This is a genomic window from Aeromonas allosaccharophila, from assembly GCF_016026615.1.
In the GTDB taxonomy this organism is placed as follows: domain Bacteria; phylum Pseudomonadota; class Gammaproteobacteria; order Enterobacterales; family Aeromonadaceae; genus Aeromonas; species Aeromonas allosaccharophila.
Genome location: NZ_CP065745.1, coordinates 436,909 through 450,942 on the forward strand (window position 1 = coordinate 436,909; position 14,034 = coordinate 450,942).

Here is a 14,034-nt window from a genome sequence, read left to right on the forward strand (position 1 = left end):
GTGTGATGCCAGACGGCCTGCGCCGGACGATAAAAAAGCCAGCATCAGCTGGCTTTTTTATCGTCCGTTATCTGCAAGTAGCGGCCGACTTATTCGTCGTGCTTGCACTCACCGGTGGCACAGTGACCGTAGAGGTAGAGGCTGTGGTTGGTGAGACGGATATTGAATTTCTTGGCGATCTCGCGCTGGCGCTGTTCGATCACCTCGTCGGAGAACTCGATCACCTTGCCACAGTCGAGGCAAACCAGGTGGTCGTGGTGCTCCTGAGTCGCCAGCTCGAATACCGACTTGCCACCTTCGAAGTGGTGACGGGTAACGATACCGGCATCATCAAACTGGTTGAGAACGCGATAGACGGTAGCGAGACCAATCTCTTCACCCAGGTCGATCAGTCGTTTATAGAGATCTTCGGCGCTGGTGTGCTGGCAATCCGGCTGTTGCAGGATTTCCAGGATTTTGACCCGGGGCAGGGTGATCTTGAGCCCGGCCTTTTTTAACGCTTGGTTGTTGTCTGCCATATTCTACTTATTCGCATTCTCGAAGGTGGGGTTATTCTGATGGACTGCCGCAGGAATGGCAACCTTGAACTCGCTTGGCCTGTCATTATAGGTCGTAGCCTCCCTAAAAATAAACCCAGTAATTCAAGGGGTTTAGCCCTAAATGGCCGATTGGATTGAAATAATCAATCGTGTCGTCCGACTTGCCGGCATGGCAGATGTTGATAAGATGTAACTTTCATATTTCTGGTCGGATGAGATCCATGGATTGGCTTTTTGGCAATGCGGCCTGGGTGCGTCGCGCACTCAACGCCTGGCCCCCCTTCTGGGGCGCCGGTATCAAGATAGAGACCCTGAGCGATGACTTTCGCTACTGTCGGGTCACCCTGAAATCCCGCTGGTGGAACAAGAATGCCAACCGCACCCAGTTTGGCGGCAGCATGTTTGCCATGACGGATCCCATCTATCCGCTGATGCTGATGGGCTACTTCAAGAACCGCTATTACGTCTGGGACAAGGCGGGCAGCATCAACTACATCAAGCCGGGCAAGGGCAAGCTGGTGGCCGAGTTCAACCTGACCGAGGGCAAGCTGGCCGAAATCGTGGCGGCGACTGAAGGTGGCAACAAACACTTCCCAGAATTCGAGGTCACGGTACAGGACAAGAGCGGCGAGCTGGTGGCTCAGGTCAAGCGCACCCTCTATGTGCGAGCCAAACCGGAGCACAGAGGTGAATAACAGGGGTGAATAAAGGCAGGCATCGCCACTTGCAGATACAACAAGGGCCCCGTCGGGGCCCTTGTTGTCAGAGGTATGAGGGGAAGCGGATTACTCCAGCTCGCCCAGGCACATCTCTTCGTGCAGCTGCTTGCACCAGCCCTTGACGCGCTCGGCGGTCAGCTCCGGCTGGCGATCTTCATCGATACCCAGACCGACAAAGTGCTTGTCATCGACCAGCGCTTTGGAGGCTTCAAACTCGTAGCCGGCTGTCGGCCAGTGACCGATGATGATGGCGCCTTTGGCTTCGACGATGTCACGCAGGGTGCCCATGGCGTCGAGGAAGTACTCGGAGTAGTCTTCCTGATCACCGCAACCGAAGATGGCGACCAGCTTGTTGGTGAAGTCGATTTCGCCCAGATCAGGGAAGAAGTCGTCCCAGTCGGCCTGGGCTTCGCCATAGTACCAAGTCGGGATGCCGAACATCAGCAGGTCAAAGCTCTCGATGTCGGCCTTGCTGCTCTTGGCGATGTCGCGGACTTCAATCAGGTTTTTGCCCAGCTCTTTCTGGATCATCTTGGCGACAGCTTCGGTGTTACCGGTATCGCTGCCAAAAAACAGACCTACACTTGCCATAGTGTTTAGTTACCCGTATTTGGTGTTAATGCTCAACGCTCAGACTGCAATGTCCACCGCAAAGGCGGACTCAATCTGTTGTTTCAGAATAGATTGGATCAGCTCGGCTCGGCTGATGTTCTGTTGTAACGCAAGTTGGTTCAGGCGCTCCAGCAACTCGGCCTCCACCTTTAACTCTACCCGCTTCAGCCCATTTTCCCGATCGCGCTTAAGCTGGTTACGCTTGTTGATCTTGAGCTGGGTCTCGCGGGGGAGTGGATTGGTCTTTGGCCTGCCGGGGCGCTTCTCATTTGCGAACAGATCCAGTGTTGTTCGATCAGTTTGCTGTTTGGCCATACATCACAGATGAAAATAAGTTAGCCGAGTCCTGAGCCTTCCCAGCCCAGTTCGATCAGCCCCTTGGCGACAAAACCCGCACAACCCAGAAACAGTACCAACCAGACGATAAAACGGCCGAAACGGGGCACATTGCCGCGTTTGAGCACGTCATGAATGGCAAGACCAATCAAGATGAAAATCGCCAGAAAAAATAATTTCAGGCCCAAACTTTCGATCAGGTCGATATGTTCACTTAGCATGGATTGCGCACACTCCTTATGACGGGCGCACTATATCACAAAGGATTTGAAACTGTTAACCGCCTGTCGACAGGAAATCCACAACCAATTTGTTGAACAGAGCCGGTTTTTCCGCATGCAGCCAGTGGCCGGTGCCGGCGATGACACGCACCTTTGCCGCCGGGAATTGGACCAGTGCCGCCTCGCTGTATTGCGGTTGCATATAGTCAGAATCCCCCCCCTTGATAAAGAGCACCGGCCCCTCGAAGCTACGTTCATCTTCTGGCCAGCCCATGATGTTGGCGTAGTTTTGCTCAAGCGCAGGCACATTGAAGCGCCACCCCCAGCCATGCTCGCCTTTGGCGAAGGATTTGAGCAGGAACTGGCGCACCCCGGCGATCTCGATATGTTCGGCCAACATGGCTTCCGCTTCGCTGCGGTTTTTTGGCGGCGTGTGCAGGGTGGCATTCAGTCCGGCGAACACATTCTGGTGGCGGGAGTGGGGATAGGCGACCGGCGCCATATCGGCGACGACTAGACGGCTTACACGTGCAGGCGCCAGCTTGGCAACCTGCATCGCCACTTTGCCGCCCATCGAGTGGCCAATCAGGGTGGCGTCGGCAATATTCAGCCGATCCATCAGGGTCAGGATATCGGCCGCCTGCGCCGGATAGCTCATCTCGCTGCCATGGAAGGAGGCGCCGTGGTTGCGCAGATCGACGCTGATAACCCTGTATTGCTCGCAGAGGGCACGGGCCAGCAGGCCGAGGTTGTCGAGGCTGCCAAACAGGCCGTGGATCAGAATGACTGCCGGGCCCTGACCCTGCTCCTTGAAGTTCAATATGCTGTTTTGTTGCAAAATGACACCTTGTCGGTCGTGAGTGCGTATCGCTGTTTTATTTAACGCACTGGAAAGAAAAGGATTTCGTCCAACGGATGGGAAATAAATGTGGTTTTTTTTCTAAAAAATCCCGTCCGGATCGGCTATCAGTGCGGCTGATCACACACTTGGCCCGCTATTATGCCGTATTCTCGATGAGATTCATGTACATCTGCCAGCCCCTTGCTTGGGCTGTCGGGTTTGCCTATGTATAATCGCCGCATCCGAATTTCGACGAGTCCAGCGCATCCCTATGAAAACCATCGAGCTTGATGACGATCTCTACTTCTATATCGCCAGCCAGACCCGGCACATTGGTGAGAGTGCCTCCGATATCCTGCGCCGTCTGCTGGAACAACCTGCTCACCAACGTATGCCGGTTACCGAGCACGTTGCCGTTGCGCAGCCCAGTGCGGTAGCCACCCGGCAAGGGCTGCAAGCCCTGCTCGATTCCGGTGAGCTGCAAAAAGAAGAGAAGTCCATCAACCGCTTCATGCAGGTGCTGAGTACCCTCTACCGGGACGATCCGGTCGGGTTTACCCAGGCCACCGAAATCAAGGGGCGCAAGCGCGTCTATTTCTCACGGGATCCCGAGGCTCTGCGTGCCAGTGGTAGCACCACCAAGCCCAAGCCGGTACCGGAGACCCCGTTCTGGGTGATCACCAACACCAACACCAGCCGCAAGCAGAATATGGTGGCCCAGCTGATGGCCAGCATGGGCTATGGCGAAGAGGTGATCGCGCAGGTGTGTGGCGCCATTTAACGGTTTATCAAGACTCAGGCCTTGCCCGGCAAGGCCGCCATTACGCAAGGAAAACGCCATGGCTCAGCATTCCCACGCCGGTCAGCCGGCCCGTTTAAGCGACCTGACCAACATCCCCCGTCTGGTCAGTGCCTACTACCTCAACAAGCCGGACATGAGCCGCCCCGAGCAGCGAGTTGCCTTCGGTACTTCCGGCCACCGTGGCAGCGCCCTGCACAGCGCCTTTACCGAATCCCATATTCTGGCGGTGACCCAGGCCCTTGTGGAGTATCGCCAGCAGGCCGGCATCACTGGCCCGCTGTTTGTCGGCATGGATACTCACGCCCTGTCCGAATCCGCCTTTGCCAGCGCAGTCGAAGTGCTGGCGGCCAACGGCGTTGAAACCCGCATTCAGGCTGGTATGGGCTTTACGCCGACCCCGGTCATCTCTCACGCCATCCTGCGCCACAATGCAGGCAAACCGGCTGCACGCGCTGACGGCGTGGTGATCACCCCGTCTCACAACCCGCCGGAAGATGGTGGCTTCAAATACAACCCGCCACACGGAGGCCCCGCCGAAGGGGAGATCACCAAGTGGGTGGAAGACCGTGCCAACGCCATTCTGGAAGCGGGTCTGGCCGGCGTGAAACGGATGCCGTTCGCCGAAGCGCTCAAGAGCCCGTTCGTGGTGGAGCACGACTATGTCACCCCCTATGTGGATGATCTGAAGAATGTGCTGGACATGGATGCCATCAAGAACGCGGGCATCAAGATCGGTGTCGATCCGCTGGGTGGCTCCGGCGTCGCCTACTGGGATGTCATCGCCAAGACCTATGGCCTGAATATCGAGGTGGTGAACTACAAGGTCGACCCGACCTTCTCCTTCATGACCCTGGATAAAGACGGCAAGATCCGGATGGACTGCTCCAGCCCGTTCGCCATGGCGAGCCTGATTGCCCTTAAAGACAAGTTCGACATCGCCCTTGGCAACGACCCCGACTATGACCGTCACGGCATCGTCACCAAGTCCGGCCTGATGAACCCGAACCACTATCTGGCGGTGGCAATCCAGTATCTGTTTACCCATCGTACCGGCTGGTCCAAAGAGTCTGCGGTCGGCAAAACGCTGGTATCCTCTTCGATGATCGACCGGGTTGCCGGCGAGATTGGCCGCACCCTCAAAGAGGTGCCGGTCGGCTTCAAGTGGTTCGTGGATGGCCTCTACAGCGGCGAGTTCGGCTTTGGTGGCGAGGAGAGCGCTGGCGCCTCCTTCCTGCGCAAAGATGGCACCGTCTGGACCACCGACAAGGATGGTTTCATTCTGGCGCTGCTGGCCGCCGAGATCCTGGCCGTGACCGGCAAGGATCCCCAGGCCCACTACGACGCGCTGGAAGCCAAGTTCGGTCGCTCCAGCTATCGCCGCATCGACGCCCCGGCCAACAGCGCCCAGAAAGCGGTGCTCTCCAAGCTGGATCCGGCGCTGGTAGAAGCCTCAACTCTGGCCGGTGAGCCCATTATCGCCAAGCTGACCAAGGCGCCGGGCAACGATGCCGCCATCGGTGGCCTCAAGGTGGTGACCGAGAACGGCTGGTTCGCGGCGCGCCCCTCCGGCACCGAGTCCATCTACAAGATCTACATGGAGAGCTTCAAGGGTGAGGCACACCTGGATCTGATCCAGCAGGAAGCCCAGCAGATCGTCTCTGCTGCGCTGGCCAAGGCAGGCGTCTAAATCAGGTAGCCATCCTTGAGCCCCTGATGGGGTTGAACGTTGGATATAAAAAAGGAGCCATGATGGCTCCTTTTTTATTGTCTGTTTTATACCAGCGAGTTGTCAGCGTGCCGCCTTCACCGCCAGACCCAGCTGCCACACCGCCATGGCGTAGTGGGTGCTGTGGTTGTAGCGGGTGATGGTGTAGAAGTTGGGCAGGCCGTACCAGTATTGGTAGCCGGTGCCCACATCTAGGCGCAGCAGGCTCGACTCGCTGTGATTTCCGAGGGTGCTGGTGGGGGTGAGCCCTGCGCGTCGCAGGGTGGCGACCGGGTAGCGGGTCTGGAAGCCGTGCTCATAGCCGGGCAGCTGGCCCTGACCGCGCACCGCCACCGGTTGGCCTTTCTCCCAGCCGTGGGCCTTGAAGTAGTTGGCGACGCTGCCGATGGCATCCACCGGATCCCACAAATTGGTGTGGCCGTTGCCGTCAAAGTCCACCGCATAGCGCTGGAAGCTGGAGGGCATGAACTGGCCATAGCCCATGGCCCCGGCGTAGGAGCCCTTGGGTTCTGCAGGATCCATCCCTTCATCGCGAGTCATCACCAGGAAGGCTTCCAGCTCGCTGGTGAAGAACTCGGCGCGGCGCGGGTAGTCAAATGCCAAGGTGGCCAGCGCATCCAGAATGCGGGTCTTGCCCATCACTCGGCCCCAGCGGGTCTCGACCCCGATAATGCCGACGATGATCTCCGGCGGCACCCCGTAGATCTGCTCCGCCCGGTTGAGCTCGCTTGCGTATTCACGCCAGAAGTTGACGCCGTTTTGCACGTTGTCGGGGGTGATGAACTTGGCGCGATAGCGGTTCCAGGCACCGGTCGGGCCGGTGGGCTTGGCGGTGGTCGGTGCCTGGGCATCCATCAGGCGGATGATCCAGTCGTAGCGCTCTGCCTGAGCCAGCACCTGATGCAACTGGGCGCTGTCAAAACCGTGCTTCTCGACCATCTTCTGGACGAATCGGTCCACATTGGGGCGATTGGCGAAATCCCCCTTGCTAACCCCTTGTGTGTAAACGGGTTTGCTCGATGGCGCCTGATTGATAAAGGCACTGTTGGGTTGAGGTTTGACCACGGGCTTGGGGGCCGGGGCGCTGCTGCAGCCACCGAGCAGGGGGAATAACGACAGAGTGAGAAGAGAGGCAAGGCGACGCATAGGGTTCTCAAAGAGACTGACAAAAGTGTCGTCATGGTAAAACATTGTCATCCGCGTGCAAGTGTTCCGTGCGCCTCGTTGGCCACCAATTCATCGTACGATAGATTAGCCCTCCGGTGAGGGCTGCGCTGTTTAGCGCGGGGTGTGACGCAGGGTGTGGTAACCGCTCCAGAGCCGGGTCAGGGTGGTGATGGCGCAGAGCAGGGCAAAGCCGTAGGCGAGCGGGGCGAAGGCGGCGGGCCACAGGCACATCAGCATAAAGAGGGCTATGGTTTCGCTCCCCTCGGTGAGGCCGCCCAGATAGTAGAGTGACTTGTGGTGATAGACCGGATTGTCGATGCCCCGCTTGCCCGCCATGATGGCAAACGCCAGAAAGCTCGACCCTGTGCCCATAAAGGCAAACAGCAGGGTGGCGGCGGGCAGCGCATTGGCGGGGGCGGCGAGGGCAAAGCCCAGCACGACGGCGGCGTAGAAAATAAAGTCGAGCGTGATGTCGAGAAAGCCGCCGCAGTCGGTGATGCCGGTTTCCCGCGCCACGGCGCCATCGAGCCCGTCCAGCAGTCGGTTGAGCAGGATGGCCACCAGTGCCCATTGATAGCAGCCAAAGGCCAGCAGCGGCAACGCCAGCATGCCGATGGCAAAGCCGGTGAGGCTCACCTGATTGGCACTGATCCCTGCCCGGCAGAGCGGCTTGGCGAGTTGGGTGAGGGGGCTGCGGATCACGGGGATCAGGTGGCGGTCAAACAAAGTGAACTCCTCGGTTAAAAACAGGATTCGGTGAGATTGAGTATGGTGCCCGGCGCATCCTCTTCGTCGTGGGTCACCAGGATGGCGGGGATGGCCAACGCCTTGATCTGGGCGAACACCAGCTCGCGAAAGGCGGCCCGCAGCGGCCTGTCGAGGCGGGAGAAGGGCTCGTCCAGCAGCAGGGCGTCGGGTTCCGCCAACAGCGCCCGCAGCAGGCTGACCCGCGCCCGCTGACCCCCCGATAGCAGCGGCGGCAGCTTGTCAGCCTGATCCGCCAGCGCGACCTGTGCCAATGCGGCCAGTGCCTTTTCCCGCCGCGCGCGTTTTCCCTTGATGGTCGCCGGCATGCCGAACATCAGGTTCTCCGCCACCGTCAGATGGTCAAACAGCAAGTCATCCTGAAACAGCATGCCGATGCGCCGCGCTTGCGGTGGCAAGGTGTTGAGTAACCGCTCGCCGAGCCTTATATCCCCCTCCAGCCGGATGGGGCCGCTATCTGTCAGCGCACCCGGCAGTACTCCGGCGAGCCCTGCCAGCAGGGAGCTTTTACCACAACCGCTGGGGCCCATCAGGGTCAACACCTCGCCGGGGACCACCTGGAGGGCGGGCAGCGAGAGCAGCAGATTTTCATCCAGATAGAGTCGAAGAGGCGTGGTGCTCAGCATATGGCGATTTCCATCATGAGAGTTCATCGTGAGCCGCCCCCCTTGAGCGCCGGATTGATCCGCGCCGGCAGCCAAAGCGCCAGCAGATAGATAACGAGCGGCAGCAGCAGTTGCAGCAGGCCGTAGAGCCCCGCCAGCCGCCGGTTGAGGCCACTGCCGATGGCCACCGCTTCGGTGGTGATGGTGACCACCCTGCCTGCACCAAAGAGCAGGGTCGGCAGATACTGGGCCAAACTCACCGCCGCCCCGACGCCGAAGGCAAACAGCAGCGGGCGCGCCAGCAGCGGTGCTTTCACCTGCCACCAGGCTCGCCATGGCGTTGCCCCCAGCAGCAGGGCGCTTTGGGTGATCCGCGGATCGAACTGGCGATAGGGGCCGTGCAGGCACAAATAGACATAGGGAAAGACAAACAGCAGCTGGCTCCAGAGCACCCAGCCCCAGCCAATGCCGCTGCTTATCGAGTCGTGTGCAAGCCAGTCCAACCCGAGCCGGATACCAAATAGCAGGCTCGCCTGCGGCAGCAACAGCGGCAGGCAGACAAGCCAAAGTGGCCAGCGGCGGCGCCCGGCTTGCACCTCCAGACTACACACCGCCATCACCAGCGCCAGCAAGCCACTCGCCAGCGCCAACAGCGCGCTGGTTGCCAGCAGCGGCAGCAGGGTTGGCAGCAGATCCAGCCAGTAGTGACCACTCCACTGACTGGGCCAGAGGGCGGGAAAGGGCCAGCGGCGCGCCAGCGACCAGAGCAGCAGCGCCGCCAGCACCGCCAGATTGAGGGTGATCAGAGTGAATGCAGAGCCTGCTGCGAGCCGGTTGCCAAAGAAGTGGGGCGCCGCTCGTTTGCCATCGAGCCAGCAACCTTTGCCCATCTCTTTATGAAGCCACTCCAGTAATCTGAGCAGAGCGATGAGCAACGCCGTGATGGCGAGCAAAAGCAGGGCGCCGCTGGCGGTGGCTCCGCGCCAGAGCAGGTCCGGATCCTGATACCAGAGCCACAACCGTACCGCTAGCGGGGCGGGGGCGTCGGGCCCGAGCAACTGGGCGAGATCCACCACCGCCACACCATAGGCTGCCACCGCATAGATGGGTAGGCGCAGGGCGGGCCAGAGCGCTGGCAGCAGCAGGCGCCACCAGATCTGGGGGGCGCTGAAGCCGAGGCTCGCCCCCAGCCACTGCTGGCGTGCCAGCTGGATGGGGTGTTGCGCGGCCATGGCCATCAGCAGCAGAAAGGGGGTCTCCTTGAAAACGAGCAGTGCAATCAGCCCGAGCCCTAGAGGGTCGCGAATGGTTTGCCAGTCGGGGGGGAGATCAAAACCCGTCAGAGCTGGCGAGATGAGCCGCAGCAGCCAGCCGGAGGGGGCGAGCAGAAAGGCAAAACCGATGGCAAAGGCGACGTGGGGCATGGCCAGCATGGGCGAGAGCAGACGACGGAGCAGCCTGAAAGCCCGGCTGTCGCTGTGAGCCAGCAGCAGGGCGGTTAACAGCAGAGTGCAGAGGGTCGAGGCGGCGCCAATCCACAGACTCAGTGCAGCGGAGTGCCAAAGGCCAGGCTGGGCCAGCAGCAAGGCAAGATGAGAGCTGGTCATCCCCTCCATCAGCAGTTGCCACAGCCCCGCCAGTAGGGGGATGACGAAGAGCGCCAGATAAATGACCGCCATCCCCGTACTCATACTGGAGTGGCGTGTCAACCGGCGCCATGGCCGGGAGCGGGCAAGCGGGTGACCAGCGGCACTCATCAGTGGCCGTAACGCTCGGCCCAGGCCGCTTCCAGTTTGAGCTGCCAGCTGGGATGGGGCTCTGACACTGATTTGAAGCGCAATGCCGGTTGCCCCTTGGCGGAGTCAGGCAGGGCATCGGCCCGCAGCACGCTGGGATCACCCCAAAACGCCGGATTGGCCTTGCGCGCCTGCGCCGCCGGGCTTAACAGAAAGTTGGCCACCACTTTAGCTCCCGCACGGGCGCTGGCATTGAAGGGTATGGCGAGAAAATGGCTGTTGGTGAGCGCCCCTTTCTCCATGGCGACCGCCTCCACGCTGGGGGGCAGGGCGCCAATCTGGGCGGCACTTTGCGCCTCCTGCGGGTTGAAGCTGATGGCCATGGCCAGCTCGCCATCATCGAGCAGCTGGCGGGTTTCGGCGGCGCTGGTAGGGAACAGTTTGCCCTTGCGCCAGAGTGCCGGATGCAGTTCATCGAGCCAGGCCCAGAGCGGGGTGGTGAGCTTGGCAAAGTCGCTCTCGGTTGCCTCCCGATAGAGGGGGGCGGGGTCTGGCGTCAACTCCAGCAGGATCTGCTTGAGAAAGCTGGAGCCATGGAACTGGGGCGGCTTGGGATAGGTAAAGCGGCCGGGATGGGCCTTGGCCCACGCCAGCAGGGCTGCTGCCGAGGTGGGCGCTCTGGTGACCTCTTCGGTATCGACCATCAGGTTGAGCTGGCCGATGCCCCAGGGGGCTTCCAGCCCTTCCACTGGCAGGGTGAAGTCCTCACTCACCGGCAGGCTGCTGTCTACCAGCGCCATGTTGGGCAGCTCAGCGGTAAAGGGAGCGCCAAGCAGCCCCTGCTCCTTGAGCGCCTTGAAGTTCTCGCCGTTGACCCAGAGCAGATCGATGGGGCCGCCCGCTTGCTTGCCCGCCTGCTTGTTGGCCAGCAGCTGGCTGACGCTCTGGGCGATGTCATCTACCTTCACCTGCACCAGCTTGACCTGATAGTCGCGCGCCAGCTCCTGCCCGGCCCACACCAGATAGGCGTTGATCTCCGGGCTGCCGCCCCAGGCGTTGAAGTAGACGGTCTGCCCCTTCGCCTCCTCAAGGGTCTGTTGCCAGTTGTTATCTGAATTGGCTAACAGTGGGCCGCTGGCGAGCAGTGGCAGGGTGCACAGCAGGGCGTTGAGCCGCTGTTTGAGCTGTGAGAATGGCTTGAGCATAAAAGTTTCCCTGATTGTCAGGCGCCACGGCGCCAGCGGTGATAACGGGCCAGCAACGCCAGCACCCGGGTGGGCTGGTGGGCCCGTTTCCATTCACCTGCCACATATTTGTTCCCCTCCATCAGGGTGGGATAGGCGTGAATGGTGCCGAGGATCTTGCCAAGGCCGAGGCGGTGACGCATGGCGAGCACGAACTCGGCAATCCGCTCACCGGCGTGAGTGCCCACTATGGTGGCGCCCAGGATAGTATCCTTGCCCGGTACGGTCAGCACCTCGACAAAACCCTGGCGCTCCCCATCGGCAATGGCGCGATCCAGCTCGGCCAGCTCGAAGCGGGTCGCCTCGAAGGCAATCCCCTGCGCCTCTGCCTCCTTGCGATTGAGGCCAACCCGGGCAATCTCCGGCGTGGTGTAGGTGGCCGCCGGAATGACCCGATAGTCGGCCCGAAAGCGCTTGAACTGGCCAAACAGGGCATTGACCGCCGCATACCAGGCCTGATGGGCGGCGAAGTGGGTGAACTGGTAAGGGCCCGCTACGTCTCCCACCGCCAGTATGCTGGGGAAGTTGGTGGCAAGAAAGCCATCGACCGCTATGGTGCCGCGGGGGGCAAGCTCAACCCCCAACGCTTCGAGCCCGAAGCCGCTGACGTTGGCGACCCGACCCAGTGCCAGCAGCAGTTGATCCCCTTCCACCACCTGTGTCTCATCGCCCTGGCGCAGTTGCAGCCGGATGGGGAGATCCCCCTTGGCTGCGGGCAGATAGTCGGCTCGCTCGGCGCGCCAGCCGGTGAATAGCTGCACGCCATCGCGGCTCATCTGCCCGGCCAGCGCGTCGGCTACCTCTCTATCTTCGCGGGGCAGCAGTTGCTCCGAGAGTTCCACCAACGTAACGGGAATGCCGAGCAGGGCGAAGCTCTGGGCCAGCTCGCAGCCGATGGGGCCGCCGCCCAGCACCAGCAGGCGGCGCGGCGGGGTGCGCAGTTGCCAGAGGCTATCCGAGGTGAGGTAAGGCACCTGATCCAGCCCCGGCAGCTTGGGCACCAACGGCCGGGCGCCGGTGGCGATAACGATATGGCGGCTGGCAAGGCGCTGGCCATTGACTTCGACCTCCCAGGGGGAGACCAGCCGCGCCTCTCCTTCGATGCACTCGACCCCAAGCCCCTGATAGCGCTCGATGGAATCGTGGGGCTCGACCTCCTTGATAACCTCAGTCACCCGCTCCATCACGGCGGTAAAATCGGCGCGGGAGTGGCTTGGGCTAAAGCCCAGCTCACTGGCCTTGCGCTGCTCGGCGGCAAAGCGGGCGCTGCGGATCAATGCCTTGGAGGGAACGCAGCCACTGTTGAGGCAATCGCCCCCCATCTTGTGTTTCTCGATGAGCGCCACCTTGGCCTTCACCGCTGCCGCGATATAGCTGGTAACCAACCCACCTGCACCGGCACCTATCACCAGCAGGTTGTAGTCATAGCGAGCGGGTTTGCGGTAGGGGGCGAGCAGGCGCCGTTGGGCGAGGTATGCGGTCAATTTCTTGACCAGCCAGGGCATCAGCCCCAGCAGGGTCAGCGCGACCATCAGGCCGGGGGAGAGGATATTGCCGGTGCTGGTTAACTGGCCAAGCTCGCTGCCCGCCAGCACGTAGACGAAGGTGCCGGGCAGCATGCCAAGCTGGCTCACCCAGTAGTAGGTGCTGACTCTGATGGGGGTGAGCCCCATCAGCAGGTTGACCAGAAAGAAGGGGAAGATGGGGATGAGGCGCAGGCTCAGCAGATAGAAAGCCCCCTCCTTCGCCATTCCGGACTGAAAGGTGGTCAGCTTGTCGCCAAAGCGGGTTGTGACCCAGTCGCGCAGCAGAAAACGGGCGCTGAGAAAGGCCAGGGTCGCACCGATGGAGCTGGCAAAGGAGACCAGCAGCAATCCCCAGGCTACGCCGAACACAGCGCTGCCACCCAGGGTGAGCAGGCTGGCGCCGGGCAGGGAGAGGGCGGTGCTCAGCACATATATGATGACAAATAGCAGGCTGGCCGAGACAAAGTGGTTGTCGACCCATTGCGCCAGTGCTGCCTGCTGGGCCTGCAAGGCGTCCAGACTGAGGTAACGGCCAAGATCGAGGGCAAAAAAAGTGCCGATAAGGCTCCCCATCACCAGCGCAAGCAGCAGGCGGGTCCGGTTCATCAGGCGTCCTTGCTGTCTGGCTGGGCAGGGCGTTCCGGTTGCACCGGCAGCTGGCAGAAGCCCTGCGGCGCGATATCGAGGGCGGCGTTAAACTTGGCCGACATGTTCTGGAAGGCGATAAGGCCGGTCAGCTCCACCATGGCGTCGTCGTCGAACCAGGGCTTGAGGCGGGCAGCCTGCTCATCGCTCACCCCATCGAGGCCAGTCATCGCCTCGGTATAGTCGAGCACCGCTTTCTCCCGCTCGTCAAACAAGGGGCTTTGGCGCCAGTTGGCCAGCGCCTCCACCTTCTCGCTGGAGCCCGCTCGCTTGATCAGGGTCATGGCGTTGATGTCGACACAGAAGCGGCACCAGTTGAGCTGGGAGACCCGCACCGTCACCAGCGAGCGCAGCACGGGGTCGATTGGGGAGTGTTTACGGTTGATGACGCCATAGAGGGTGGCCACGGCGGCAAACAGGCGCGGCGAGCGGCCCCAGCACTTGCCCGGAATAAGCACCTGACCATAGTTGCGTTTTTGCAGCCAGAAAAAGGGGCGGATAAACCAGGCATATTCCCGGTCGGGTTTGACCTCAACGCGCATCAGTTACC

Annotated in this window: 15 protein-coding genes; 3 read left to right on the forward strand and 12 right to left on the reverse strand. The window is 61.0% G+C overall.

Annotated features, from left to right (window positions below; genetic code table 11):
* Positions 1 to 89: 89 nt before the first annotated feature.
* Complete coding sequence (gene fur / locus I6G90_RS01950; RefSeq protein ID WP_005334301.1) at positions 90 to 518, reverse strand: ferric iron uptake transcriptional regulator; 429 nt, start codon at positions 516 to 518, stop codon at positions 90 to 92.
* Between the two features lie 242 nt (positions 519 to 760).
* Between fur and I6G90_RS01955 the strand changes: the two genes are divergently transcribed.
* A complete protein-coding gene (locus I6G90_RS01955) occupies positions 761 to 1,234 on the forward strand; it encodes a DUF4442 domain-containing protein (RefSeq protein WP_197929504.1) in 474 nt (157 codons plus the stop codon).
* Positions 1,235 to 1,324: 90 nt separating this feature from the next.
* Here I6G90_RS01955 and fldA read toward each other — a convergent pair whose 3' ends face one another.
* Genes fldA through I6G90_RS01975 form a run of 4 tightly spaced genes read right to left on the reverse strand, consistent with a single transcriptional unit; the run spans position 1,325 to position 3,265 of the window.
* Positions 1,325 to 1,849 (reverse strand): flavodoxin FldA, encoded by a 525-nt coding sequence (gene fldA, locus I6G90_RS01960; protein WP_005334298.1) that lies wholly within the window; start codon positions 1,847 to 1,849, stop codon positions 1,325 to 1,327.
* Positions 1,850 to 1,888: 39 nt separating this feature from the next.
* On the reverse strand, positions 1,889 to 2,185 hold the full coding sequence (ybfE, locus tag I6G90_RS01965; RefSeq protein ID WP_005334297.1) for a LexA regulated protein: 297 nt from the start codon (positions 2,183 to 2,185) through the stop codon (positions 1,889 to 1,891).
* A gap of 20 nt (positions 2,186 to 2,205) precedes the next feature.
* Entirely contained in the window at positions 2,206 to 2,427 is a 222-nt protein-coding gene (locus I6G90_RS01970) for a DUF2788 domain-containing protein (RefSeq protein ID WP_033138903.1), read from the reverse strand.
* A gap of 55 nt (positions 2,428 to 2,482) precedes the next feature.
* A complete protein-coding gene (locus I6G90_RS01975) occupies positions 2,483 to 3,265 on the reverse strand; it encodes an alpha/beta fold hydrolase (RefSeq protein ID WP_232254399.1) in 783 nt (260 codons plus the stop codon).
* A 274-nt stretch (positions 3,266 to 3,539) separates the two neighbouring features.
* Here I6G90_RS01975 and seqA point away from each other — a divergent pair, with 274 nt between their 5' ends.
* Together seqA and pgm are read left to right on the forward strand one after the other, a co-directional pair.
* Positions 3,540 to 4,049 (forward strand): replication initiation negative regulator SeqA, encoded by a 510-nt coding sequence (gene seqA / locus I6G90_RS01980; RefSeq protein WP_197929506.1) that lies wholly within the window; start codon positions 3,540 to 3,542, stop codon positions 4,047 to 4,049.
* A gap of 58 nt (positions 4,050 to 4,107) precedes the next feature.
* Positions 4,108 to 5,757 carry a phosphoglucomutase (alpha-D-glucose-1,6-bisphosphate-dependent) gene (gene pgm / locus I6G90_RS01985; RefSeq protein ID WP_197929507.1) on the forward strand — a complete coding sequence of 550 codons (1,650 nt, stop codon included), beginning with the start codon at positions 4,108 to 4,110 and terminating at the stop codon, positions 5,755 to 5,757.
* A 102-nt stretch (positions 5,758 to 5,859) separates the two neighbouring features.
* Here pgm and mltB read toward each other — a convergent pair whose 3' ends face one another.
* The 7 genes from mltB to I6G90_RS02020 all read right to left on the reverse strand — a co-directional run bounded on the left by mltB (position 5,860) and on the right by I6G90_RS02020 (position 14,026).
* Positions 5,860 to 6,942: a lytic murein transglycosylase B gene (mltB, locus tag I6G90_RS01990; protein WP_139407548.1), complete on the reverse strand. Its 1,083-nt coding sequence runs from the start codon at positions 6,940 to 6,942 to the stop codon at positions 5,860 to 5,862.
* A 132-nt stretch (positions 6,943 to 7,074) separates the two neighbouring features.
* Positions 7,075 to 7,689 (reverse strand): CDP-alcohol phosphatidyltransferase family protein, encoded by a 615-nt coding sequence (locus I6G90_RS01995; RefSeq protein ID WP_197929508.1) that lies wholly within the window; start codon positions 7,687 to 7,689, stop codon positions 7,075 to 7,077.
* Between the two features lie 14 nt (positions 7,690 to 7,703).
* A complete protein-coding gene (locus tag I6G90_RS02000; protein ID WP_197929509.1) occupies positions 7,704 to 8,354 on the reverse strand; it encodes an ATP-binding cassette domain-containing protein in 651 nt (216 codons plus the stop codon).
* Between the two features lie 23 nt (positions 8,355 to 8,377).
* The gene (locus I6G90_RS02005) at positions 8,378 to 10,012 is read right to left on the reverse strand and encodes an ABC transporter permease family protein (RefSeq protein ID WP_197929510.1); all 1,635 of its coding nucleotides are present in this window, start codon (positions 10,010 to 10,012) and stop codon (positions 8,378 to 8,380) included.
* Between the two features lie 77 nt (positions 10,013 to 10,089).
* Positions 10,090 to 11,274 (reverse strand): ABC transporter substrate-binding protein, encoded by a 1,185-nt coding sequence (locus I6G90_RS02010; RefSeq protein WP_197929511.1) that lies wholly within the window; start codon positions 11,272 to 11,274, stop codon positions 10,090 to 10,092.
* 17 nt (positions 11,275 to 11,291) lie between these two features.
* Complete coding sequence (locus I6G90_RS02015) at positions 11,292 to 13,445, reverse strand: FAD-dependent oxidoreductase (RefSeq protein WP_197929512.1); 2,154 nt, start codon at positions 13,443 to 13,445, stop codon at positions 11,292 to 11,294.
* The gene (locus tag I6G90_RS02020) at positions 13,445 to 14,026 is read right to left on the reverse strand and encodes a carboxymuconolactone decarboxylase family protein (RefSeq protein ID WP_197929513.1); all 582 of its coding nucleotides are present in this window, start codon (positions 14,024 to 14,026) and stop codon (positions 13,445 to 13,447) included. Before I6G90_RS02020 ends, I6G90_RS02015 begins: the two co-directional genes overlap by 1 nt.
* Positions 14,027 to 14,034 lie beyond the last annotated feature (8 nt).